Source organism: Undibacterium sp. GW821-FHT11B02, assembly GCF_058808955.1.
This window is the reverse complement of sequence record NZ_JBXASD010000008.1, coordinates 312754-336836: the sequence shown is the minus strand read 5'-3', so window position 1 is coordinate 336836 and position 24083 is coordinate 312754. Positions and strand designations below refer to the sequence as shown.

Here is a 24083-nt window from a genome sequence, read left to right as displayed (position 1 = left end):
CCTGTTCATCATTTGTTTTTCCAAAGTTACGTTTATTTTACGTCACCTTTGGGGAACTAAATTTCAGGGGAAGCTCAGTTTCTATCCTTATTAATTAAAAAAAAGAAGTTGGTACTTCAATCACCACAAAAAAATTAGAGGATTATTCATCCCAATTGAGGTGGCTGTATTTAATTTACAGGAGTGAGACATGAATAGACGGCTTTTTTTCGTCGGAGTCTGCACGCTTGGATTGACGTTAAATGTCAATGCAAGCCAAGACACAAATAACACCGTTATAAAACCTGGTCAAAAATTGGTCTTTGGATTGATGTTGCCAAGAAATGCTGACCAAATGCTTTCAGATTGGAATCTCTTTTTTTCAAGAATGTCTGTCAACCTCGGATTGAAAATTGAGCTTCGTGCATATACCCGGCAGGCTGAATTAGTGCGAGACTTTATGCAAGGTAATATTGATTTGGCCTGGTTAGGTAATTCTCAAGCACTTAATTTGATCGAAACTGGGAAAGCCAGTATTTTTGCATCAATGGAAGTAAATGGAAAAAAATCATATAAATCTATTTTGATAGTACACGGCAGCAGCAAAATTCAACAATTATCTGACATTCACAGAGATGGAAAAAATCTGATTTTTGGAGATGGCGATTTGAAAAGTACGTCCGGCCATTTGGTGCCTGACTATTATGCGTTCGTAAAATTTGGAATAAATAATACTGAAAGTTTTTTTAAAGAAGTCAAACATGGGAGTCATGAAGACAATTTAATCGCCGTTGCTCGTGGTCAGGTTGATTTGGCGACTTGCAATAGTTCTGAGTTAGACATTTTTCGTTCAAAATATCCAGAAATGGCCAAGTCGATACGTGTCATTTGGGAATCAGTAGATATTCCTGAATCTCCACTCATTTGGAAAAAAGAGTTGGCCCCAGATATGAAAAAGAAAATCAATTCTTTTATTTTAAATTTTGGGCGAAAAGACAAAAATGAAAAACAGATATTGTGGAATATTAATAAGATTACGTCGTTTCGCGAAGCTTCTAATTTTCAATTGTTGCGAATTGCTGATCTGGAAATGTTTCAAGAGCGGCAAAAGATATTAAATGATTCCAGCTTGAGTGAAAAAGACAGATCGCTAAAAGTAGACGAGATTGTTAAAAGGGCATCTAAGCTGGAGATGATTTTAAGAAATCCTGTTTAAAAAGGATTAGATGTAGATTAGCCCTTGCGGGCTAATTCCATTCAGGTGTGGGTTTATAGCGATTTATCCATGTTTCTCCACAATTACCTTTTGCAGTACTGGAATTTCTTTGATTGTATAACCCTCCGGTATGCTGAACAGGCTTGCAGCAGGTTCTGTACGTTTCAAATTATTGAGCCTGTAGCTCCATTCCCCCGTACGCGGGTCAGTCTGTTTTACATATACGGTCATTTGCAGCTCTGGCGCATACCAGGCTTCAGAGCTGACGATGATGGGATTTTTATTGCCGACTTCACCTGCAGGAATTTGGTAAGAACGCATTTTTCCCTCGGCACGTATGCCATCAAAATCACGACTGCCGAGATCCTTGGTGTTACCTTTTGCTGTCCAGCGGCTGTCCATGAACGCCATGGGTAGGGGGCTCATGGCCATCAAACTGGTGAAATTACCCGGCATTTGATTCAGGCTGGTAACGGTTTGCACAACCGGCATATCTCTGCCAGCACGGACAACTCTGACCTGGATTTCTTCATGAATATCTTTATTGGTCTCGGCCTTGTCATCACTGGCTTTGCGTTCCAGCCGTTTGACGATGACTTCATTGCCACTGCGCGTTGTTTCTACACTAACGGTTTTTCCTTCTTGCTTCATCTTGTCCAGTTTTTCCTTGACGCTGGACAGCTTTTCATCAAGTTCTTGTCCCATATGCATTTTGGTTGCTACCTTCTTTTCGGGCATGAGGATATAGCGGATGTTTTCAACCGGATCAACTATCAGGATATGTTGGATATTTCCCTTGCTGTCGCGCATTTCCAGGCGGGTGCGGCCAGCAGCGTCTCTATAGGTCAGGCTGGTGGTTTTGTTGCTGATCTGGTTGCCATCGGCCAGTGTCTGGGTTTTCTCCGCGATGACTTCTGCACTGTAAGGTGCATTTTTTATTGGTTTGACGGTTTGTATGCCTTGCATGCTGACAAATGCCTGATTCATCGCATCTGACACAATACGATTGACGGTTTTTGTATCTGGCACTTCAGCCATTGCCGCCAGTGCAGGCATGGGTGGCATGGGTGGCATGGGTGGCATGGGTGATAGGGGCGGTATTGCAGGCATTTGAATGATTTCTACATGCCGATGTGGCTGCTTTTCATCTGCCGGGGTCGCAGCGTCATTGTCCACATTCGCATGGGCCATCACACAGGAAGAACCCAATAGTATAAAAAGCGGAAATTTGACGTTCATGATGTTTCCTTTTTCGTTAGTCAGAGATGGGTGTCGGTAGTCGTTGGCATTTATTTTAAGAGACGCATGGCTAGAGGCTCTCCATCTGCCGTGACCAACATTTGTGCTTGTACCAGATCACCGGCCATTTCTGGTGAAACTGGCATGCCAAGGCTGGTGAGCCAAGCTGCAGGAATTTCTGCCTCCAGCATGTGCGGGGTTTCGTTGTCCAGGCGTTCCAGTGGTACCAGAGCGACAAAGGGTGGAAGCTCTTCGTTCATGGTTGAGGAATTTTCTGGTGGTAACTGCTGTCTGGGTGCGGGAAATAACACCATCAACATTACCAGGCTAAGGCTACCGCCCAGCGTCAGCAAACTGGCCAGCCAGGGGCGAAGACGTTTGGAACGGACCCGTGTTTTATCCTTGGCTTGCTGCCTGGCGAAGGCTTGCAATAAAGCTTGCTCTGCTGCTTCAGGTGTATTCAGTTCTTGCAAGTTTTTACGCAAAAGGCTGAATTGCTGATCCAGCATGGCATCTTTACTGCAGAAATCCTGATGGGTATTCATATTGTATTTCATCTTTCTGTTCCATTTTTAGCAGCGATTACCTCGGGGCGCCAGCCAAGTCGTTCGCTATATTGCAGCATCGCTGCACGTGCTCTCGATAAGCGGGAACGTACCGTGCCTATGTCTATGCTGCAAATTACGGCGATTTCTGCATATGACAGCTCTTGCAGCTCATACAAAATAATCACGTCACGATAATGCGGGCGCAGCACGGCCACTGCCTGTCTTACATGTTCAGTCAATTGCTGGTTGAAAATGGCATCTGTGGGTTCTGCTGCTTCGCTCATCAATACTTCTTCTTCGTCTTCATCCTCCAAACCTGACAACGGCTGATGGCGGCGTTGGGCCTGATCCTGTTTCAGCAGCAAGTTCCTGGCGATGCCAAACAAAAAATTCTGCAAATTGCCCAGGCCCGCGTCATAGCGATACGATCTGGTCAGCAAGCCCATGAATACGTCTTGTACAACATCGGCTGCCAGCGCGCTCTGGCCGCAGCGCATCAGGGCATAGCGATAAATCGGCCCTTGATGGCGCTGGTACAGACGTTGAAACGCAGCGACATCGCCATCGCGCATTTGCCTTAGCAAGCTGGAGTCTGTATTCCCGGTATCCATATTCATTTGAAGTGTAGGACTTACGCAAAACCGCCCCAACTGCGTTGCAGCTCCTAACCGTACTAAAGTACTGTCTTCGTCACTGCGCCTTGTTGGGACAATTTTGCGTAAGTCCTAATTTGTTTACTGTTGTGTTCGGCTTGGCTTTAGTGAAATCAAGTCTCTTGATAGGTATTACTCTGAGCAAGCTTAAAAGTTCCAACTATTTTGCTGGAAAGGCTGTTAGCCTGATATTTAATGAAAATGCACCTGAGTGGTGATTTTCTGCATTTATTTGGTGCATCTCTATGCAATATTGCTTGCTCATGCATGAATCTACTTGGTTCAAAACTTGCAGTGTTGCTTTTGATAATCCTTTGGTAGTAAAAGTGGACATTCAGTATCTGACTACTTGTTATTTTGAAAATCAACCGAAATAATAGGAAAGAGCAGTCACTACATGGAGCGAGAAAGAAGATATGGATCTGACACCCAGAGAAAAAGACAAATTGTTGATATTTACCGCTGCCTTGCTGGCGGAGCGGCGCAAGGCGCGAGGCCTTAAATTGAATTACCCGGAAGCGGTCGCTCTGATCACTGCCGCCATCATGGAAGGTGCGCGTGATGGCCGCACGGTGGCTGAACTGATGTCGGAAGGTACGCAAATACTCAGCCGTGCCGATGTCATGGAAGGCGTGCCGGAAATGATTCCGGATATCCAGGTCGAAGCAACCTTCCCGGATGGTAGCAAGCTGGTTACCGTCCATCACCCCATTCCTTAGGAGAAAACCATGATACCAGGCGAAACCCTGATAGAGGATGGGGATATCGAATTGAACGTGGGCCGTCCAGTGGTCAGTATTACTGTGGCCAATAGCGGCGACAGGCCGATACAGGTGGGCTCACATTTTCATTTTTTTGAAACCAATCCCTCCCTGCAATTTGACCGCCAGCTGGCTTATGGCATGCGCCTCAATATTGCTGCTGGCACAGCCATCCGTTTTGAACCCGGGCAGCAACGCAGCATAGAACTGGTGGCCTTGGCCGGTGACAGAAAAGTCTATGGTTTCAGCGGCAAAGTGATGGGGGCACTATGAAAATTTCACGTCATGCTTATGCTGAAATGTTTGGGCCAACCACGGGTGACCGCATCCGTCTGGCAGATACTGGCCTGTTCATAGAAATTGAAAAAGACTTCGCCATCTATGGTGAAGAAGTAAAATTTGGTGGCGGCAAGGTGATTCGTGATGGCATGGGCCAGTCGCAAAGACCACATGCCGAAGTCATGGATACTGTCATCACCAATGCCGTGATTATTGACCACTGGGGCATCGTCAAGGCCGACATCGGCATCAAAAATGGCCTTATCGCCTGCATAGGAAAAGCTGGTAACCCAGACATACAGTCCGGCGTTGACATGGCAATTGGTGGTGCGACGGAAATCATTGCCGGTGAAGGCAAGATCGTGACCGCGGGCGGCATCGATTCGCACATCCATTTTATTTGTCCGCAGCAGATAGAGGAAGCGTTGATGAGTGGTGTCACTACCATGCTGGGTGGCGGCACTGGCCCGGCAACCGGGACGGCAGCAACCACATGTACGCCTGGCCCCTGGCATTTGCATTCCATGCTAATGGCGGCAGATGCATTCCCCATGAACCTGGGTTTTATGGGTAAGGGTAATGTCAGCTTGCCTTTGCCATTGGAAGAGCAGGTGAGGGCAGGTGCCATAGGCTTGAAACTGCATGAAGACTGGGGCACGACGCCACAAGCCATCGACAATTGCCTGACCGTGGCGGACCAGATGGATGTGCAGGTTGCGATTCATAGCGATACGCTCAACGAGGGTGGTTTTTTGGAGCACACCCTGGCGGCATTCAAGGACAGGACTATCCATACCTTCCATACCGAAGGTGCGGGTGGTGGCCATGCGCCGGATATTATTGCGGCGGTGGGCGAGGCGAATGTGTTGCCGTCATCCACCAATCCTACCCGCCCGTACACCGTCAATACCCTGGATGAGCATCTCGACATGCTCATGGTCTGCCACCATCTTGACCCGGCTATTGCTGAGGATATCGCCTTTGCCGAATCACGCATACGACGCGAAACCATTGCTGCTGAAGATATCTTGCATGACATTGGCGCTATCTCGATGATGTCCTCCGATTCCCAGGCCATGGGCCGTGTTGGCGAAGTCATCATGCGCACCTGGCAAACGGCAGACAAGATGAAGCAACAGCGCGGTTCGCTGGCGGAAGACAATGCGCGTAACGACAACTTCCGTGTCAAACGCTATATCGCCAAATACACCATCAACCCGGCGTTGACCCACGGCATTGCCCATGCAGTAGGCTCGCTGGAAGTGGGCAAGATTGCTGATATCGTTTTGTGGAAGCCTGCTTTCTTCGGCGTGAAACCATCGATGATCATCAAGGGTGGCATGATCGCCGCTGCCCAGATGGGTGACCCGAATGCATCGATACCAACGCCACAGCCTGTGCATTACCGCATGATGTTTGGTGCCTTTGGTGGCGGGCTGAAAAAGTCGTTCACCTTTGTATCGCAGGCGGGGCTGGATGCGGGCTTGGCAGAACAACTGAAGCTGAACAAGACCCTGATTGCCGTCAAGAACACACGCCATATCCGCAAGAAGGACATGATACACAATGGCCTGACGCCGAAAATGGAAGTCGATTCAGAAACCTATGAAGTCCGTGCCAATGGTGAATTGCTGGTGTGCGAACCGGCAAAGATCCTGCCTATGGCCCAACGTTATTTCTTATTTTAAACAATGCTGACATTACAAACAAAAATCGAGACTGCCGACAGCATCGCCGGGCAACTGGTCTTGCCGTATGAATTGCGTGAAAAAAGCCGTTTGCGCGCCACGCTTGCCAACGGTGAAGATGTGGCCGTGTTTACCGTGCGCGGTACCGTCATGCGCCATGGCGACCTGATGCTGGGTAATGATGGCCGCGTGATTGAAGTCGTTGCCGCTGCCGAGCCGACGTATAAGGTGGAATGCGAAACGGCTTTTAATTTATTGCGCTGTGCCTTTCATCTGGGTAACCGGCATACGCAGGCCCAGGTCGGCGATGGCTTCTTGCGTATACGTAAAGACCCGGTATTAAAGGAAATGTTGCAGGGGCTGGGGGCAATCGTCACTGAAGAGCAGGCCAGTTTTGAGCCAGAATCCGGTGCGTATGGTGGTGGACATCACCATGGCGGCGATGACGGCCATCCGCATAATCCTTTGGCTCCGATACCTTTGCGTCAGCGCATACATCGTCCTTCAGACAGCAAGGCTTGAGCATGCAGTCTGCTGCCTTACTCCATTTGTTGCAACTGGCCAGCCCGTCTTTGCCCATTGGTGCCTATAGCTATTCGCAGGGGATGGAAGCAGCGATAGAAAAAGGTCTGGTGCGCAATGAAGCCACAGCCAGGGAATGGATTATCAATTCCCTGCATGAAGTAGTGGCCCGTTTTGAAGCACCGGTATTGTGGCGCTTGTTGCAGGCTTTTGCTGACAGGGATCTGGCGGCAGTATCGCACTGGACCAGCTTGTTTATCGCTGCAAGGGACACGGCAGAATTCAGGGCAGAGAGCATACAAATGGGCTATTCGCTGGGCAAGCTGGTGAATGATTTGAAGATTGCAGATGCCGATTTATTGGCGATGTTGCTGGCGCAAAATGAATCGCCTTTGCCCACGGCCATGGCCGCTGCTGCCATTGCCTTGCAGGTGCCGCCAGAATCGGTCTTGCTGGGCATGCTGTTTTCATGGGCAGAAAATCAGGTGCTGGTCGGCGTCAAATCCATTCCACTCGGCCAAGTAGCAGGGCAGCGTTTGCTGCTGTCGCTGCGGCCCGAACTGGAAAAGGCAGCAAGGCTGGCACAAGAACTGGAAGACGATCAATTGTCGAACTGGGCACCGGGGCTGTCTTTGCTGTCCATGCAGCATGAGGTGCAATACAGCCGTCTGTATCGCTCCTAATCGCACAAGATCGATCATAAAAATTAAAACTGGAAAAAAATGAACACCCAAACACATACATCCTCAGAACCAAACCCTTTGCGTGTAGGTATAGGCGGCCCGGTCGGTTCCGGTAAAACCGCATTGTGCGAAATGCTGTGCAAAAGCATGCGTGACCAGTATGAAATGGCGGTCATCACCAATGATATCTACACCAAGGAGGACATGGAAATCCTGCTGCGTGCAGATGCCTTGCCGGCTGAGCGTTTAATGGGGGTGGAAACTGGTGGTTGCCCACACACCGCCATACGTGAAGATGCCTCCATCAATCTGGAAGCGATTGCCCGTATGAGTGCAGATTTCCCTGATCTTGATTTGATATTGGTGGAATCGGGCGGCGATAATCTGGCGGCCACCTTCAGTCCTGAATTGTCTGACCTGACGATCTATGTCATTGACGTGGCCGGTGGCGAAAAAATACCGCGCAAAGGTGGGCCAGGTATCACCCGTTCAGACTTGTTGATCATCAATAAAACCGATCTGGCACCACACGTGGGTGCCAATCTGGACATCATGGCGCAAGACGCCAAACGCATGCGTGGTGACCGGCCTTTTGTATTTACCAATCTGCGTACAGGTGACGGGTTGGAAGCCGTGGTGAACTTTATTCGCAAGCAAGGCATGCTGGACGAAGTCAAAAACTAATTGTTATTCTGGATGGAAGCTGGAGAAACGCATGAAATCAAGCAAATCGAAATCCTTCGGCATGATCGCCGCACTGGTTCTTGTAATGACCACATTGCCCGCGTCGGCGCATGACAGTGTGCTGCATACGATGAATGCCTTGCTGGATGGTTTTCTGCATCCATTCACCGGGTTCGATCATTTGCTGGCCATGCTGGCGATAGGTATCTGGGCGGCGCAGCAAAAACAGGCACGTGCCTGGCTGATACCGGCCAGTTTTCCTTTGATGATGAGCACTGGTGGCGTGCTTGCTTTGGCTGGTGTCGCGCTGCCGGGTGTAGAACATGGTGTTGCTGCTTCTGTCGTGGCGCTGGGCTTGCTGATCAGCTTTGCAGTTAAATTGCCTGTCGGTGCAGGTGTGGCCCTGGTATCTGTATTTGCGGTGGCCCATGGCTATGCACATGGGCAGGAAATGCCGGCAAACGCATTGGCATTGCAATATTGCAGCGGCTTTGTACTGGCTACTGCTTTGATTCATGCCGTGGGCTGGATGGCAGGTAAGACGGCACAACAATGGATGACAAGCCAGTTATCGCGTATTGCTGGTGCAGGTATTGCCATTGCTGGGGTTTACTTTTTTGCTTCAATGAGCTGATTCAGGTTCTCAATCTTTGTTCTGAAAAAAGAGCAAGGATGGCCATGTCATCCTTGCCTGATTTACGATCTTCCCCACACTGGTCGCTACTGCATTTGCGACTATGCCGATTTCGTCTTCCAAAACGCGTACAAACATCAAGACTGCCGCTTCTGGCAGACTTACACTTTCTCATGTTTAAGCCTGACAGCTACTGAATTGCTTCAAATTGTTTCAAGTGGGGATTCATTTTTGCCGTGATCGATTTCTTCGGCCAGATTTCCAGCACACTGTCAGCGCAAATTTCCTTTGACTGATTTCCAAAATTAACCGGTCTTCGCCGGAGAAAGCAAGGCAAATACCATGTGGCAAGGTGTCATTCCCGCAGTAACGACAAAATTTAATAGCGACGATAGCCTGGATTTCACAGAGATGGAACGTTGTTTCCGTTATCTGATGGACGCTGGTTGCGACGGCCTGATTGCCTGCGGTTCTTTGGGAGAAGGTCCGCTGTTATCGCATGCAGAGCGCATTGATGTATTGAAGCTGACTAAACAAGTCACAGGCAACAAACCCGCTATCCTGACCGTGGCTGAAGCGGCGACGCGCGATGCCTGTGTCCTGGCCGAAAAAGCTGCCAAAGCTGGTGCCGACGGCTTGATGGTCGTGCCAAGCACCATTTATCACACCAATCATTGTGAAACCGTCGCCACACTGCGTAGCATTGCTGCTGCGGGTGATTTGCCCATCATGATTTACTCCAACCGCCTGGCTTATCGCGTCGATGTGACCACGGACATGCTGGAAGAACTGGCAGACGATGCACGCTTTGTAGCGGTCAAGGAATCATCGGACGATATTCGCCGCACTACTGAGATCATCAACCGCCTGGGTAATCGCTATGACTTGTTCACTGGCGTGGACAATCTCGCATTTGAAGCATTGACTGCCGGTGCCAAAGGCTGGGTAGCCGGGCTGGTGGTGGCTTTTCCGCATGAAACAGTAGCAATTTATCGCCTGATACAGGCTGGTCGTTATGCCGAGGCGCTGGATATCTATCGCTGGTTCCGCCCCTTGCTGGATCTGGATGTGTCTACCTACCTGGTGCAAAACATCAAACTGGTAGAAGCCCTGGTGATAGATTCCAACGACAGAGTACGTGCACCGCGTTTGCCACTGGCCGGTGCCATGCGTGCGCGTGTTGAGCAGATAGTCAACGCAGCCCTGGCAAGCCGCCCGGTATTGCCTGTGTTTGACTAATATGAGTATGAAGCCAAGAGCGCTGGTGGTAGGAGCGGGCATAGTCGGTAGTGCCTGCGCGCTTAAATTGCAGCAAGATGGTTTTCAAGTAGGCTTGATTGACGCTGCTACACCCGGTTGTGGTGTAACGGCGGCTGGCATGGGGCATTTGGTGGCGCTGGATGAATCCAGTCAGGAACTCGACCTGTGTCTCTTGTCTTTGCGTTTGTGGCGGGATTTTTTTGCCGAGTTTCCTGGCGTTGGCGAACCCAGCCCCAGCGGCACCTTGTGGGTGGCCGAGAATGAGGAGCAACTGGCAGAAGCACAGCACAGGGCCGCCACGCTGAATGCACGTGACTGGCAGGCAGATGCACTGACTGGTGACCAGGTGCAAAAACTTGAACCAGCCTTGCGCCCCGGTTTGGCCGGTGGTGTCAGGGTGGTTGGTGACAGTGTGGTTTATTCACCGCAAATCGCCTATTTTATGGCGCAACAATTACGCAAGCAGGGCGGGCAACTGTTACTGGGTCAGCGTGTCAGCAGCGTGCATGCAGCCAGCCTGAAACTGGAAGATGGCAGCAGGTTGGTGGCGGATGTAATCGTCATTGCCGCTGGTCTGGATGTAGCCAGACTATTGCCAGAGATTGCCGTGTTCGGTCGCAAAGGGCATCTCGCCATTACCGACCGTTATCCCGGACGCCTGTCGCACCAGATAGTCAGCATGAATTATGGCCAGGCGGCGGTGACTGCCGATGCCCTGGCTGTCGCTGCGAATATACAGCCGCGCCCAACCGGGCAATGGTTGCTGGGTTCTTGCCGTCAGGATCATCAGACCGATACCAGCATCGATCCGCGCGCTCTGGGTGCAGTGTTGCAGGCAGCCATGCAACTATTACCCTGTCTGGCAGATATGCAGATTATTCGTGCCTGGGCTGGCATGCGACCAGCCTCGCCCGACGGGCAACCTATCATAGGGCCGCATCCATTGTTGCCCGGCATCTGGATTGCAGCAGGGCACGAAGGCCTGGGTGTGACGACGGCATTGGCGACGGCACAGATACTGGCCGACCAGATTGCCGGACGTCCTGGCAAGATTGATGCTGCCACCTATCTGCCTTCACGTTTTTTCCCTGAGCAGGGTGTCAAATATGCCTGAAAAAACCGACGTACAGACAAAAATATGGATCAATGGCCAGCCGGTTAACAGCCGCAGCGACATGACGGTGGCTGCTGCATTAATGCAATACCAGCATCTACAGACTCATGTATCGGTATCTGGCCAGCCACGCTTTGCTGTATGTGGCATGGGCATCTGCCAGGAGTGCCGGGTCAGCATCAACGGTCAGCCACATCATCTGGCCTGCCAGGAATATTGTCGCCCAGGCATGGTCATCGATACAGAATATGGTGGTCAATGATGATTGCTACAATCTTGCCTTTTTCTACTGACGTGTTGATTATCGGGGCTGGGCCAGCTGGCTTGGCGGCCGCATTGGCAGCTACTGCACAGGTCGGCACGGTGACCATCATTGATGAAAATCCTGCACCAGGTGGCCAGATCTGGCGAGGTGGCTCAGAGAAGTGGCCTGATGGCCGTGCACAGGTACTCTGGGAAAAGCTGTGCCAGCGCCCCAATCTGCGTATGGTATATGGCGCGCGTATCGTGGCCAGGACCAGTGAACGGGAATTTTTGCTGGAAACTGCCCATGGCGCGCAAAAAATACACTGGGAAAAACTCATACTCTGTACTGGAGCACGCGAGCTATTGCTACCTTTCCCTGGCTGGACATTGCCCGGCGTCACCGGGGCGGGTGGGCTGCAAGCCATGATCAAAGGTGGTATGCCCGTAGAGGGTAAGCGCGTGGTGATTGCTGGCAGCGGCCCTTTGTTGCTGGCAGTGGCCGATACAGCAAGGCGGGCAGGGGCTATGGTGCTGACCATCGCAGAACATCGCGGCACTGGTGAATTGATGCGCTTTTTCCTGTACTTGCTACGCCATCATCGCGGCAAGTTTTTGCAGGCTGTGAAATTGTTCTGGCATCTGAAACAAATTGCTTATCGGCATGATGCCAGAGTTATCAAGGCCAGCGGTGAACATCAGTTAAGCCATGTCAGCCTGCAACATGGCGGCAAGATATTGGACATACCCTGCGATTTTCTGGCCTGTGGTTTTGGGTTGCTGCCCAACCTTGAGCTTGGCAGTTTGCTGGCGTGTGAAGTTCACGACGGCAGTATTCAGGTAGATGCACATCAGGCCAGCAGTCAGCCAGCAATCTGGGCCGCCGGTGAAGCCTGCGGCATAGGTGGCGTCGATAAAGCCCTGGCAGAAGGACACATTGCTGGCCTGGCAGCCACTGACCAGACTATCAGCGCCGATGCACTTGCGGTGCGCGATCAGGCCCGGGCATTTGCCCGTCTGCTCAATAGCAGCTTTGCCGCGGATGAAGAATGGCGTCACCTATGTCAGCCCGACACCTTGGTTTGCCGTTGTGAAGATGTTAGCTCCCAGCAATTGGCTGAGCATGGCGACTGGCGTAGCGCCAAGCTGATGACCCGGGCCGGCATGGGTGCTTGCCAGGGGCGCATTTGTGGCGCAGCCTGTCAATTTTTGTTTGGCTGGCAAGCGCCTGGCATGCGGCAGCCGGTCTTTCCGGTAAAAGTAGCAACGCTTGCAGCGTTAGGGGCGATCAGCGCTGGCGAGGAAGCACCCTGACCATTCGATGGTGGCAGCAGTAATTTAAACCAAAGCAGCTTGAAAACCTGCTTTGGTTTTTTTCTTTTCAGCAAATTTTCCTTCAAATCGACTGCTTGATCCGTGATTTATGCATTCTGTCGCAAGCACGTGGCAGGTGAGGATTGTTGTGTCTAAGATGGCTGCATCGATACACAGAACTGGCCCTGAAAAGCCCAACCCACATTGACGAGAGGCACATCATGACTTCCAACAAACGCACCGCGCTGATCCTGTTTTTCCTTATGTTGCTGGCTTTCATCAGTATAGGTTCATTCAGCGACATGAACATGCATGTCAGTGGTCATGAGATGGGTGTGGTCGGCGGCTTTTTTGGATTCGTTCTTGCCTGCGGGATAGGTGCACTTGCCGTATTGTTTGCCTTGGGCCTGACGGGAGTGGTGCTGGCAGGTGTTGGCATTTTATTGTTCTTCATCTTTGCCGTCGTCCTCGGCTCTATCGCCCTGGCGCTGTTGCCACTATTATTCCCCATCTTACTGATCGTCGGTTTGGTGGCACTGTTTTCAAAACGCAATCCTGAGTAAGATGTTTTTTTGAGGTATGCATCTTTGTTTGTCATGCCTTGGTACGCAGGATGAATTGTACGGACTGCGCAGCCAGTTCCTCTATGCTGATTCCTCTGCCACGGCGATACCATTGGGCCGTCCAGTTCAGTGTGCCAAACATCAGCAATTTGTCCAACGGTGTAGGCATGGCCCAGTCGCCCGAGGCATGCAGGGCGGCGATGACCTGTTCCCACACGGCTTCATACCTGTCCTTGAGGGCAATGATCATGGCACGGGCAGGCTTATCCAGCGAACGCCATTCATATAGCAAGACGGCAATGAAATCATGATCTGGTGCCAGCAGGGTATTCAGGTGCACTTCCACCAGGCGCTGAAAGGCCAGGCGTGGTGGCAAATCGGCCAGGTTCAGTTGTTCAATTTCCTGCAATGATCTTTGCATGCCCTGTTCCATCACCGCTACCAGAATATCCTGCTTGGTCTTGAAGTGATAAAACCAGCTGCCAGACTGTATGCCGACCGCTGCGGCAATGTCGCGCACAGTGGTGTTGTCATAGCCTTGCTTACGGAACAGAAGGGCTGACTGTTTGATCAGTTCTTGCCGTATGCTCTCTGATTCATCCAATACTGGTCGACCACGCTTTCTGGTGGGCGGCTTGTCTTGTTGTGTTGTGTCACCAGTCGCTGGGGCGGTAGTCATCACTTTATCGGGCATGGCGAATGGGGATAATCTTCTAAAAAATCACGGATCTAATGGCTGGCGAAGATGGTAACCTTAAAGCAGACTTGCGGCAATTTAAACTAAAACATAAAAGCCAATTGACAAGCAAGCTAACCATAATAGATGGAGACGATATGCAAACCCAACCCTGCTGGATGACGCCTGAACTGGACAGCTTTCGTGATGCCGTGCATCGTTTTGTGGATGCTGAAGTCATCCCGCATCAGGAGCGCTGGAAAAAACAGCAACATGTAGATCGCGATGTCTGGAACAAGGCTGGCGCTATGGGCATATTGCTGGCAGATATACCTGAAGAATATGGCGGTTCAGGCGGCACCTTCGCCCATCAGGCCATCGTTTTTGAAGAACTGACCTACGCTGGCGACATGGCTTTGGGTATTCATGTGCATGCCATCGTTGCGCATTATATTTTGAATCAGGGTACAGAAGAACAAAAACACCATTATCTGCCCAAGTTGGCAAGTGGTGAGATGGTGGCTGCCATTGCCATGTCAGAGCCAGGTGCCGGTTCTGACCTGAAGGGCATACGCACCAGTGCCCTGCGCCAGGACGATGGCTACGTCATCAATGGTTCCAAGACTTTTATTTCCAATGGTTACCTGGCTGATCTGGTGGTGGTCGTTACCAAGACGGACCCAGATGCTGGTGCCAAAGGTATTTCGCTGATTCTGGTCGAGACCAAAGATTGCCTTGGTTACCGGGTCGGTCGCATACTGGAAAAAATAGGACAAAAAGGCCAGGATACCTGTGAACTGTTTTTTGACGACGTACATGTGCCAGTTGATCGTGTACTGGGTGGTGTGGAAGGCAAGGGCTTTAGCCAGTTGATGACAGAATTGCCGTATGAACGCACGATACTGGGTGTGGCCGGTGTCGCTGCCATAGAGCGGGCGTTGCGCCTGACCATAGAGCATACGCGTGAACGCAAGGCCTTTGGCCAGGCCCTGATAGATATGCAGAACACCCGCTTTGTGCTGGCTGAAATCAAGACCGAGGCAACCATTGCCCGTACCTTCATTGACCGTTGTATAGTCGATATGATGGAAGGACGTATGGATACCGAATTGGCCTCCATGGCGAAATACTGGATATCCGACTTGCAATGCAAGGTCATTGACCAGTGCCTGCAATTGTTTGGTGGCTATGGTTATATGATGGAATATCCCATAGCGCAAATGTATGTGGATGCCAGGGTGCAGCGCATCTACGGCGGTGCCAATGAAATCATGAAAGAAATTATTGCGCGCAATCTGTAGACAAGCACAGATCAGAATCATAGATGAAGGATGAAACATGGCTGGACCTTTAGCAGGAATACGCGTCATTGAAATGGTGGGTCTGGGCCCTTGTCCGTTTGCTGCCATGATGCTGGCCGACATGGGCGCGGACGTCATACGCATAGACCGCAAAATGGCGGCTGGTGGTAATAATCCTTTCCCCATGCTGGGAAGTAAATACGATGTCATGGCACGTGGCAGACGTTCGCTGGCGCTGGATTTGAAGCAGGAAGAAGCGCGGGAACTGGTGCTGGAATTGCAGGGGCAGGCAGATATTTTGCTGGAAGGTTTTCGTCCCGGCGTCATGGAAAGACTGGGCCTGGGACCGGAACCATGCATGCAAGCCAATCCAAGGCTGGTATATGGACGCATTACCGGTTGGGGGCAGGATGGCCCATTGGCTCAGGCGGCAGGGCATGATTTGAACTACATCGCCCTCACTGGCATGTTGCACGCCATGGGCAGAGCGGATACGCCACCCGTGCCACCACTGAACCTGGTGGGGGATTTTGGTGGTGGTGCCATGATGCTGGCATTTGGAGTGGTCTGCGCCGCATTGGAGGCGCGCAATTCTGGCAAGGGGCAGGTTGTTGATGCTGCCATGGTTGATGGTTCCGCCTTGCTGGGGGCCATGATATACGGCTTCCGTGCCTTTGGTGCCTGGAGCGACCAGCGTGGTGCCAATATGCTGGATGGTGGAGCGCATTTTTATGATACCTACACCTGTGCTGATGGAAAATACATCTCAATTGCTTCGATTGAACCACAGTTTTACGCCCTGTTGTTGCAACGCACTGGCATCACAGATACTGCATTTGATGCGCAGATGGATGCCAGCAAGTGGACGGAATTAAAAGCAAAATGTGCCGCCCTGTTCAAAACAAGGACAAGGCAGGAATGGTGTGATTTGATGGAAGGGACGGATATCTGCTTTGCTCCGGTTCTGGACATGGCAGAAGCACCCGCACATCCGCATAATCAGGCAAGGGGCAATTTTGTGAATGTGGATGGCGTCACCCAGCCAGCACCCGCACCCCGGTTCAGCCGTACCAGCCCGGAACTGGGTTTCCCACCCGCATCAGCAGGACAGCATAGCGCAGCTATTTTGCATGACTGGGGTATTGCTGAAGATCGAATCAGCAGTTTGAAAGAGCGCAAAGTGATTTAACGTGCCGCCCGTAATCATTGTTGAGCGATAACCCCGGCTGCTGCCTCAAATTCAAACTGATGCATGAAATGCCTGAGCTGCGTCATGCTGTCGTTACTTAGCTGGCTGGCAATGGCATTCTGGTGTTCATCAAACAGGGTCTGTGCATCGGCGTCAGATGCCAGCAACAAATGATGTAAATCTGATAGCAATTTTCTTGCCTCAGCTTCACTGAATGCTGCTTCTGCCGGTCTGGGTAAACTATCCGGTAATTGCGCCGCCAATTCGTCGAGGACGGCATTCAGTGATTGCTGCAGCCGTTCTTGCAAGGTAAAAATTAATTCCCGGTCTTTTCCATCGGATAGGGCAAGTTCCATCTCCGCTGCGATTTTTTGCAATTCTACTGCACCTATGCTACCGGCCAGGCCTTTCAGAGTATGGCTTAATCTTTCCGCATTTTTATTATCGTTATCGCTTAACAGCCGTTGTAGTTCAGACAGGGTGTCTGCCTGACTTTGTTGAAAGCGGTGCAACATGGTCAGGTAAAAATCCTGACGTCCGCCCATATAATGCAAGCCCTGTCTGGCATCCAGTTGAGTAAAGTACGGCAAGATGATCTCAGTTTCATCCTGGGGTGCTGCCAAAGCTACGTTTATCTGCCCGGTCTGTTCCGGGCTGTCTTTGATCCAGTGTGACACTATCCTGAACAGGGCTTCTGGTTGCACAGGTTTGGTCAGGTAATCCTGCATACCGTCGCGTATGCAGCGTTCGCGAATATCACCAACTGCGTGGGCAGTCAGGGCAATGATGGGAGTATCGTTAATTCGGGCTTCTTTGCGTATCAAGGCCGCGGCTTCATGCCCATCCATGACGGGCATCTGCAAATCCATAAAAATCATGGCGTAATAACCTGGATCAGAGGCAAGAGCCATGCGAACTGCTTCCATGCCATTTTCGGCAACCTCAGCAGTGATGCCGACCATGCTCAACAGTTCCAGTGCTATCTGTTGGTTGACGGGATTGTCTTCTGCCAGCAAGACGCGGTGACCAGCATGGTTTTGTGATGGCTTTGCTGGCCGGTGCTTTGCATGTTGCTCAGATAAACTGCTTGCTTGATGTTGCTTGTTGACTGGATTTGCATCCACATCGAAAGTCAGTTCAAAGACAAAGGTAGCGCCCTGGTTTTCGACACTGTGGACGCTAATGTTTCCACCCATCAGTTCCACCAACCGACGAGAAATGGATAAGCCTAGGCCGGTGCCGCCATATTTGCGGGTGGTTGAACCATCCGCCTGGGTAAAGGGCTGGAACAGGGTTTGCTGCTGTTCTGTCGACATGCCTATGCCAGTGTCGCTGACTGAAAAACGTAGCAGTGAAGTGGCAGGTGCATGTGCATGCGATGGTAAACTATGCACATGCATATTGATTGTGCCACCAGGCGGGGTAAATTTGACTGCGTTATTCACCAGATTAATCAATACTTGTCCCAGGCGCAAAGGGTCACCGAGCAGGCTTGCAGGCACATCGTGATCAACGTGAACCAGATAGTTGACCTGTTTTTCCGCTGCCTTTTGGCTGGTGACGGTTGATATGCCGGTCAGCACTTCTTCTATGGAAAACGGTATGCACTCGACATCCAGCATGCCTGCTTCTATCTTGGAAAAATCCAGAATGTCATTGATGATGCCAAGTAGCGATTCGCCGGCGTGATGTATCTTGCTGACGTAATCATATTGTTTGGGCGTCAGTCTGGTCTGCAAGGCCAGGTGGGCGAGGCCAATGACAGCATTCATAGGGGTGCGGATTTCATGACTCATGTTGGCCAGGAATTCACTCTTCAGTCGTGTGGCGTCTTCGGCTTTTTTTCGCGCCTGCCTTTCAGTGATACTGGCGGCTTCCAGTTGCTGTTGTGTTAGCCGTAATTCACGATAAGCATTGGCATTGTCGAGCGCAATGGCACCATAGGCACACAAGGTGCGAAACACCAGACATTCTCTTTCACCATAAGCATGTTCGCGTGGAGTTTGTATGGTCATCACACCAAGGATACGTTCATTGATACTCAGTGGAGCAAACAACAGACTGAGCGTCTGCAGCGTATCGAGCACGACAGGGAATTCATTTTCAGCTTGCAGTTCCAGTCTGATTTCACGCCTTTCACGTACACAGCGGGCGCTAAAGGCACGCTCATCGTTGACGGCAACTTCATGATGGGGATGTGGCAGATTTTCTTCTATGCCAAAGGCCTGGGTCAGGGTATTGCCATCTTCCGACAGCAGATAGATGACGAAAGTGGTGGCATCGAGCAAATCTCTTAAATGATGATGAATAGCTTCAAAGACAGCTTCCGGTTCCAGATTGGAGGTGATTTGTTGTCCGATTTTACCAAGCCGTTCCAGAGTGGCTCCCGCCTCTTGCAAAGTAGCTGCCCGGCGGGCTTCTGATGCAGCAACCAGCCTATGCTGTTCGGCTTCTGCCCGTATCAGCTCTGTTTCATGCCGGACCTGTGCCATGGCAGTGCGGTTGTTGGCTTGCTTTTTACTTTCCTGCTGTTCTGCTGCAACGGCCATTTTTGCATATACTAGTGCCTTGCTGGTATCGCCAATATCCGACCATGCATTGCTTAATGCCATCAGCAATTCTGTACTGGCTTGCCAACCTTCAGTCAGTTTGCCGGTCTGCAGTGACTCTTCCAGGTAATAAATGGTGGCATTTGGCGCATCCATGTTTTCCGGCTGGTTCACTACGTGGCGAGCATGAATTTCTGCCAGCGTCTGGTTTAGCGTTACACCCAGCGCAGTGAACTGGTGCAGGTGAATAAGATTTCGCGCTTCTTCTACGGCATCCAGGGCGGCGGTGGCCTGACCAGCGATGGACAGTGCCCGTGCATAGCGTATCAGCGCCTGTGGCAAGTCGTCCATGGAATGGGCGGCACGAAATAGGGCAATAGCTTCACTAAAGGACAGTATGGCTTTTTCTGTTTTACCCTGGAGTAGCAGGCATTCTGCCAGTTCCGCATGGACGATGGCTTTATTGATGCCCCCTGGTGCATGCGAGAAACCGTTGAGTGCCTCTTCCAGCGTCTTTTGACTGCGTTCCAGTTGCCCCAATTGTCGCAGCAGACTACCCAGATGCGACATGGCATAGCCGACCAGGGCAGGCCATTCGGTCTCATGGGCGCGCTCTGCAGCCCAGTCAAAGACACCAGCAGCACCTTCCAGATCCCCCACAGCCTGCATTGATTCGCCTGAGTTACCAGCAGAAATGATGGCCAGCCGTATCATGCCTGCCTGACGTGCCAGTTCGCTTGCTTGCAGATAATAGACTGATGCCCGCGCCGGTTCGCGCCTTCCTTGAATCACCCCCAAGGCTGCTGCCAGGTGTGCTGCAACTGCCGGGTGAGACTGATGCTGATATTGCCTGTCAAAAGCAGTATGCCTGACTGATGCTGCCATGGGGTCATAAAATGCCAGTTCATAGATGGCCCATGATTCTGCGACGGATAACCTGAGCTGGTCATGAGCCCGGGTGTACCAGGTAATGGCATTATTGCAGGCCTGCGCTTCACGCCCGGCATCACCCTGTTCCAATGCCAGTGCAGCATCGGTCAGGCAGGCATCACCCATACCAGTTACGTCGTTGAGATCTGTGAAAACGGCTATGCCGTCGGCCAGCAAGTGTTCGGCAGCGGTCAGGTTGCCGGACAGGGCAGCAATTTCCGCCCTGATCAGGCACAGGCGCGCATGAAATTGCCTGCGCAGGGTTTCTGGGGCATCAAGTTCAGCCAATTCTGCCAATACTTCTGCGGCAAGCCCGGATGCGCGTCTGCTATCCCTTTGCCGTAAATACCAGGCCAGACTCAATTGCGCCATGAATTTTTCCAGGCCATGTGCGGAAGTCAGCCTGGCGGCAAGCTGTGTTACTTCGTCCTCTAGCGCAAATAGATTCATGGTCATGGACAAGATGCAATTGCTCAAATCATACCTGATGCCAGTCGATTTGACGGTGTATAGCTTGCTGCTTTGTTGTAATTCAAGATGTTGGCACGTGATGCTGCATGGTGGCATGCTTGTCACAGGGAACTTTTTACCTGAGGACGCATCTGAAATAGTCTGGCTAATATTCTTTGAATATATTATTGACTATCTACAAAACCAAATAAAAACCAACGAGGGGGAAATTGTATGTGTGTTTCACGACTATTGCCTGTGGCATGCGCTGTCATGCTGTGTTTGCCGGCATTGGCGGCAGAACCAGCCAGCAAGCCGGATGCAGAGAAAAAGAAATGGGATGTCAATCATCCCCCCGGCGAAAGCAAAACAGTCAATATTGACACCCGCAGTGGCACCTGGATGAGTGTGGACGTCAGCCCAGACGGCAAACAACTGGTTTTTGATCTGCTGGGTGATTTGTACACGCTGCCAATCGCCGGTGGTGAAGCCAGGGCATTGACCCACTCCATGGCCTGGGAAATGCAGGCCCGTTTTTCACCTGATGGCAAGCAGATCGCCTATATGTCTGATGCGGGTGGTGGTGACAATATCTGGGTCATGAATGTTGATGGTACCAATGCCCATGCCGTCAGCAAGGAAGACTTTCGTCTCTTGAATAACCCGGTCTGGCATCCCAACGGCCAATATATCGCGGCTCGCAAGCACTATACGGGTACACGTTCACTGGGGTCAGGCGAAATCTGGCTGTACCATCAAAGCGGTGGTACTGGCGTACAGTTGAATGAAAAACCAAACTGGCAAAAAGACCTGGGTGAACCGGCATTTTCGCCTGACGGTCGCTATGTCTATTATTCGCAGGACACAACGCCTGGGATTTCCTTTGAATACAATAAAAATTCCAATGGGCAGATTTACCAGATTTTCCGGCGTGACATGCAGGATGGCAAGGTCAAGGCGCTGGTCAGCGGCCCTGGTGGCGCGGTACGGCCGGTTCCATCACCTGATGGCAAATACCTGGCATTTGTACGCCGTGTCCGTAACCAGTCCACCTTATTCCTGAAAAATTTGCAGACAGGTGAAGAGGCGGCTGCCTGGCCAGAACTGGAACGTGACATGCAGGAAGCCTGGGCCATACAGGGCGTTTATCCGGCATTTGCCTGGATGCCTGATAGCAAGGAAATCGTGGTCTGGGCTAAAGGCAAAATCTGGCGTCTTGATCCATTCTCCCGCAAGGCGGTAGAAATTCCTTTCCATGTGAAAGATACCAGAGAAGTCCGCGATGCCTTGCGCTTCTCGCATGAAGTGGCTCCCGATCAGTTTGACGTGCACCAGTTGCGCTGGGTGAACGTGGCACCGCAGGGTGATAAGGTCGTGTATTCGGCGCTGGGACATATCTACGTAAAAGACTTGCCAAATGGAACGCCGCGCCGCCTGACCAGGCAAAACACCCATTTTGAATTCTTCCCCAGTTTTTCACGCGATGGCAAATCGGTGGTATTCAGTAGCTGGAATGACGAAAAACTGGGCTCAGTCAGAGTGGTCGATCTTGCCAGTGGTAAAGAAGCCGTGGTCACCAAGGCCCCGGGCAAATACATGCAGGCGCGTTTTTCACCGGATGGTAAGCAAGTAACTTACGTCAAAGCCAAGGGAGGTTTCCTGACGACGCCCTGGTTTGGAATGGATACCGGGGTCTATCTGGCAAATGTTGATGGCAAATCCGAGCCACGTCTGCTGACTGAAGAGGGCAGTGCGCCTCAGTTTGGTAAGGATGGCGAAGCCGTGTATGTAACCCGTACCCAATATACGGGTGAGGTTGACTGGACTACTTCGCTGATACGCCTGCCACTGGATGGCAAACCTGAACAGCCGGTGGCAAAAAGCGAATTCGCTGGCGAATTTGCGATTTCACCAGATGGTGAATGGCTGGCATTTGGTGAGCGTTATCACGCCTATGTCGTGCCATTACCGCTGGCTGGCAAGGCCGTCACTATAGGGCAGAAGATGGATGCCTTGCCGGTAAAACAGCTGGATGTGAACGCAGGGCAGTATTTGCACTGGTCAGGCGACAGCAAACGCATACATTTTTCTTTGGGCGATGAATTATTCAGTCGTGAATTGAAAGATGCGTTTGCATTTGTGCCAGGCGCATCTGCCGAATTACCTAAACCTGTTGAGCAGGGCATTAAGATAGGTTTCCGTCAACAGGCAGACAAGCCTGCCGGCTTGACTGTGATTTCTGGTGCCCGGATAGTCACCATGAAAGGGGATGAAGTCATTGAAGATGGCCGCATCGTCGTCAAGGATAACCGCATAGTCAATGTAGGCAAGGCCAGCGATATCGCCATACCAGACGGTGCTATACAAATTGACGCAAAAGGTAAGACCATATTGCCAGGACTGGTTGACGTGCACTGGCATGGCAGCATGGGGGAAAATGGCATTATTCCTCAGCAAAGCTGGGTAAATTTTGCATCGCTGGCGTTTGGCGTCACCACCATTCATGATCCTTCCAACGATACCGGCGAAATCTTTACCCAGAGTGAATTGCAAAAAGCGGGACAGGTATTGGGGCCACGCATCTACTCGACCGGCACCATACTGTACGGTGCCAAGGGTAACTTCGCTGCCATTGTCAATAATCTGGATGATGCCTTGACGCACCTGAAACGCCTCAAGGCAGCCGGAGCAATTTCGGTCAAGAGTTATAACCAACCACGGCGCGAGCAGCGCCAGCAAATTCTGGAAGCAGCGCGTCAGACACAAATGATGGTGGTGCCTGAAGGTGGTTCATTATTCCAGACTAATATGACCATGGTGGTGGATGGCCATACCGGCGTTGAACATGCTTTGCCAGTCGAGAAAGTGTATGACGATGTCAGGCAGTTATGGTCACAAACCCAGGTTGGTTACACGCCTACACTTGGGGTTGCCTATGGAGGTCTGGATGGCGAGCATTACTGGTATGCTCGCACGGATGTATGGAAACATCCTTTATTGACCAGGTATGTTCCCAAATCTGTCCTCGAACCGCGTAGCGTCAGACGCGAAACCGCCCCTGAAGAAGACTTTAATGTCTTCAGAGTCGCAGAAACGGCAACCTCCTTGCAGCGTGCCGGTGTCACGGTAAATCTGGGTGCCCATGGCCAGCGTGAAGGCTTGGCTGCCCATTGGGAGCTGTGGACTTTGGTCAAGGGCGGCATGACACCAATGGAAGCGATACGTAGCGGCACCATGAATGGAGCACGTTATCTGGGCTTGGACAAGGATATCGGTTCGCTGGAAACTGGTAAGCTGGCAGACCTGATGATCATTGATGGTGACGTGTTGAAAGACATCCGTGTTTCAGACCGTGTCAGCCATGTGATGCTGAATGGCCGTTTGTATGAATCGGCGACCATGAATGAAGTTGGAAAAACACCTAAAACCCGCAGGCCTTTCTTTTTTGAAGGCAAAAACGGTGCTGACATGCCAGTAGAAGCAGAGGAGCACTCGCACGGACATTGATTTTATTGTTGCATGGAAATTAATGCTGCTATGCATGGCTGGTAGCAGCATTTTTGGGGTGATTTCAATCAGGATAATACAGTTTTCATTGCCGTGAAGGG

The 24083-nt window shown here is 51.2% G+C and carries 21 protein-coding genes; 16 read left to right on the top strand and 5 right to left on the bottom strand.

The window, feature by feature from the left end:
• Positions 1-190: 190 nt before the first annotated feature.
• The gene (gene phnD, locus AC1RVX_RS19260; RefSeq protein WP_493218215.1) at positions 191-1195 is read left to right on the top strand and encodes a phosphate/phosphite/phosphonate ABC transporter substrate-binding protein; all 1005 of its coding nucleotides are present in this window, start codon (positions 191-193) and stop codon (positions 1193-1195) included.
• 63 nt (positions 1196-1258) lie between these two features.
• On the opposite strand, the gene AC1RVX_RS19255 is transcribed toward phnD, so the two are convergent.
• The 3 genes from AC1RVX_RS19255 to AC1RVX_RS19245 are packed head-to-tail and all read right to left on the bottom strand — an operon-like array spanning position 1259 to position 3593.
• Positions 1259-2434: a hypothetical protein gene (locus AC1RVX_RS19255; RefSeq protein WP_493218214.1), complete on the bottom strand. Its 1176-nt coding sequence runs from the start codon at positions 2432-2434 to the stop codon at positions 1259-1261.
• Positions 2435-2484: 50 nt separating this feature from the next.
• Positions 2485-2991, bottom strand: coding sequence for a hypothetical protein (locus AC1RVX_RS19250; RefSeq protein WP_493218213.1), 507 nt, complete (start codon positions 2989-2991; stop codon positions 2485-2487).
• Positions 2988-3593: an RNA polymerase sigma factor gene (locus tag AC1RVX_RS19245; RefSeq protein WP_493218212.1), complete on the bottom strand. Its 606-nt coding sequence runs from the start codon at positions 3591-3593 to the stop codon at positions 2988-2990. Before AC1RVX_RS19245 ends, AC1RVX_RS19250 begins: the two co-directional genes overlap by 4 nt.
• A 458-nt stretch (positions 3594-4051) precedes the next feature.
• On the opposite strand from AC1RVX_RS19245, the gene AC1RVX_RS19240 reads away from it, so the two are divergent.
• From AC1RVX_RS19240 to AC1RVX_RS19185, 12 genes are all read left to right on the top strand, one after another.
• The gene (locus AC1RVX_RS19240) at positions 4052-4354 is read left to right on the top strand and encodes an urease subunit gamma (protein ID WP_110253278.1); all 303 of its coding nucleotides are present in this window, start codon (positions 4052-4054) and stop codon (positions 4352-4354) included.
• A 9-nt stretch (positions 4355-4363) separates the two neighbouring features.
• Positions 4364-4669, top strand: a complete 306-nt coding sequence (locus AC1RVX_RS19235; protein ID WP_493218211.1) for an urease subunit beta — start codon at positions 4364-4366, stop codon at positions 4667-4669.
• Entirely contained in the window at positions 4666-6363 is a 1698-nt protein-coding gene (gene ureC, locus AC1RVX_RS19230) for an urease subunit alpha (protein WP_493218210.1), read from the top strand. Before AC1RVX_RS19235 ends, ureC begins: the two co-directional genes overlap by 4 nt.
• A 3-nt stretch (positions 6364-6366) precedes the next feature.
• On the top strand, positions 6367-6885 hold the full coding sequence (gene ureE, locus AC1RVX_RS19225) for an urease accessory protein UreE (RefSeq protein ID WP_493218209.1): 519 nt from the start codon (positions 6367-6369) through the stop codon (positions 6883-6885).
• Positions 6886-6887: 2 nt separating this feature from the next.
• Complete coding sequence (locus tag AC1RVX_RS19220) at positions 6888-7568, top strand: urease accessory protein UreF (protein WP_493218208.1); 681 nt, start codon at positions 6888-6890, stop codon at positions 7566-7568.
• A 39-nt stretch (positions 7569-7607) separates the two neighbouring features.
• Complete coding sequence (ureG, locus tag AC1RVX_RS19215) at positions 7608-8252, top strand: urease accessory protein UreG (protein WP_493218207.1); 645 nt, start codon at positions 7608-7610, stop codon at positions 8250-8252.
• Positions 8253-8283: 31 nt separating this feature from the next.
• Positions 8284-8886: a HupE/UreJ family protein gene (locus tag AC1RVX_RS19210; RefSeq protein WP_493218206.1), complete on the top strand. Its 603-nt coding sequence runs from the start codon at positions 8284-8286 to the stop codon at positions 8884-8886.
• A 342-nt stretch (positions 8887-9228) separates the two neighbouring features.
• Positions 9229-10125, top strand: a complete 897-nt coding sequence (locus tag AC1RVX_RS19205) for a dihydrodipicolinate synthase family protein (protein ID WP_493218205.1) — start codon at positions 9229-9231, stop codon at positions 10123-10125.
• A 1-nt stretch (position 10126) separates the two neighbouring features.
• On the top strand, positions 10127-11260 hold the full coding sequence (locus AC1RVX_RS19200; protein WP_493218204.1) for an NAD(P)/FAD-dependent oxidoreductase: 1134 nt from the start codon (positions 10127-10129) through the stop codon (positions 11258-11260).
• The gene (locus tag AC1RVX_RS19195; RefSeq protein ID WP_493218203.1) at positions 11253-11522 is read left to right on the top strand and encodes a 2Fe-2S iron-sulfur cluster-binding protein; all 270 of its coding nucleotides are present in this window, start codon (positions 11253-11255) and stop codon (positions 11520-11522) included. The genes AC1RVX_RS19200 and AC1RVX_RS19195 overlap by 8 nt, the downstream gene beginning before the upstream one ends.
• A complete protein-coding gene (locus tag AC1RVX_RS19190; RefSeq protein ID WP_493218202.1) occupies positions 11519-12817 on the top strand; it encodes an FAD-dependent oxidoreductase in 1299 nt (432 codons plus the stop codon). The genes AC1RVX_RS19195 and AC1RVX_RS19190 overlap by 4 nt, the downstream gene beginning before the upstream one ends.
• Positions 12818-13038: 221 nt before the next feature.
• Positions 13039-13380 carry a hypothetical protein gene (locus tag AC1RVX_RS19185; protein WP_493218201.1) on the top strand — a complete coding sequence of 114 codons (342 nt, stop codon included), beginning with the start codon at positions 13039-13041 and terminating at the stop codon, positions 13378-13380.
• Between the two features lie 31 nt (positions 13381-13411).
• Here AC1RVX_RS19185 and AC1RVX_RS19180 read toward each other — a convergent pair whose 3' ends face one another.
• Positions 13412-14059: a TetR/AcrR family transcriptional regulator gene (locus AC1RVX_RS19180; protein WP_493218200.1), complete on the bottom strand. Its 648-nt coding sequence runs from the start codon at positions 14057-14059 to the stop codon at positions 13412-13414.
• Positions 14060-14214: 155 nt separating this feature from the next.
• Between AC1RVX_RS19180 and AC1RVX_RS19175 the strand changes: the two genes are divergently transcribed.
• Together AC1RVX_RS19175 and AC1RVX_RS19170 are read left to right on the top strand one after the other, a co-directional pair.
• Positions 14215-15357, top strand: coding sequence for an acyl-CoA dehydrogenase family protein (locus tag AC1RVX_RS19175; protein WP_493218199.1), 1143 nt, complete (start codon positions 14215-14217; stop codon positions 15355-15357).
• Positions 15358-15394: 37 nt separating this feature from the next.
• Positions 15395-16546 carry a CaiB/BaiF CoA transferase family protein gene (locus AC1RVX_RS19170; RefSeq protein ID WP_493218198.1) on the top strand — a complete coding sequence of 384 codons (1152 nt, stop codon included), beginning with the start codon at positions 15395-15397 and terminating at the stop codon, positions 16544-16546.
• Positions 16547-16560: 14 nt separating this feature from the next.
• Here AC1RVX_RS19170 and AC1RVX_RS19165 read toward each other — a convergent pair whose 3' ends face one another.
• Positions 16561-20481: an ATP-binding protein gene (locus AC1RVX_RS19165; protein WP_493218197.1), complete on the bottom strand. Its 3921-nt coding sequence runs from the start codon at positions 20479-20481 to the stop codon at positions 16561-16563.
• A 228-nt stretch (positions 20482-20709) separates the two neighbouring features.
• Here AC1RVX_RS19165 and AC1RVX_RS19160 point away from each other — a divergent pair, with 228 nt between their 5' ends.
• On the top strand, positions 20710-23982 hold the full coding sequence (locus AC1RVX_RS19160; RefSeq protein WP_493218196.1) for an amidohydrolase family protein: 3273 nt from the start codon (positions 20710-20712) through the stop codon (positions 23980-23982).
• Positions 23983-24083 lie beyond the last annotated feature (101 nt).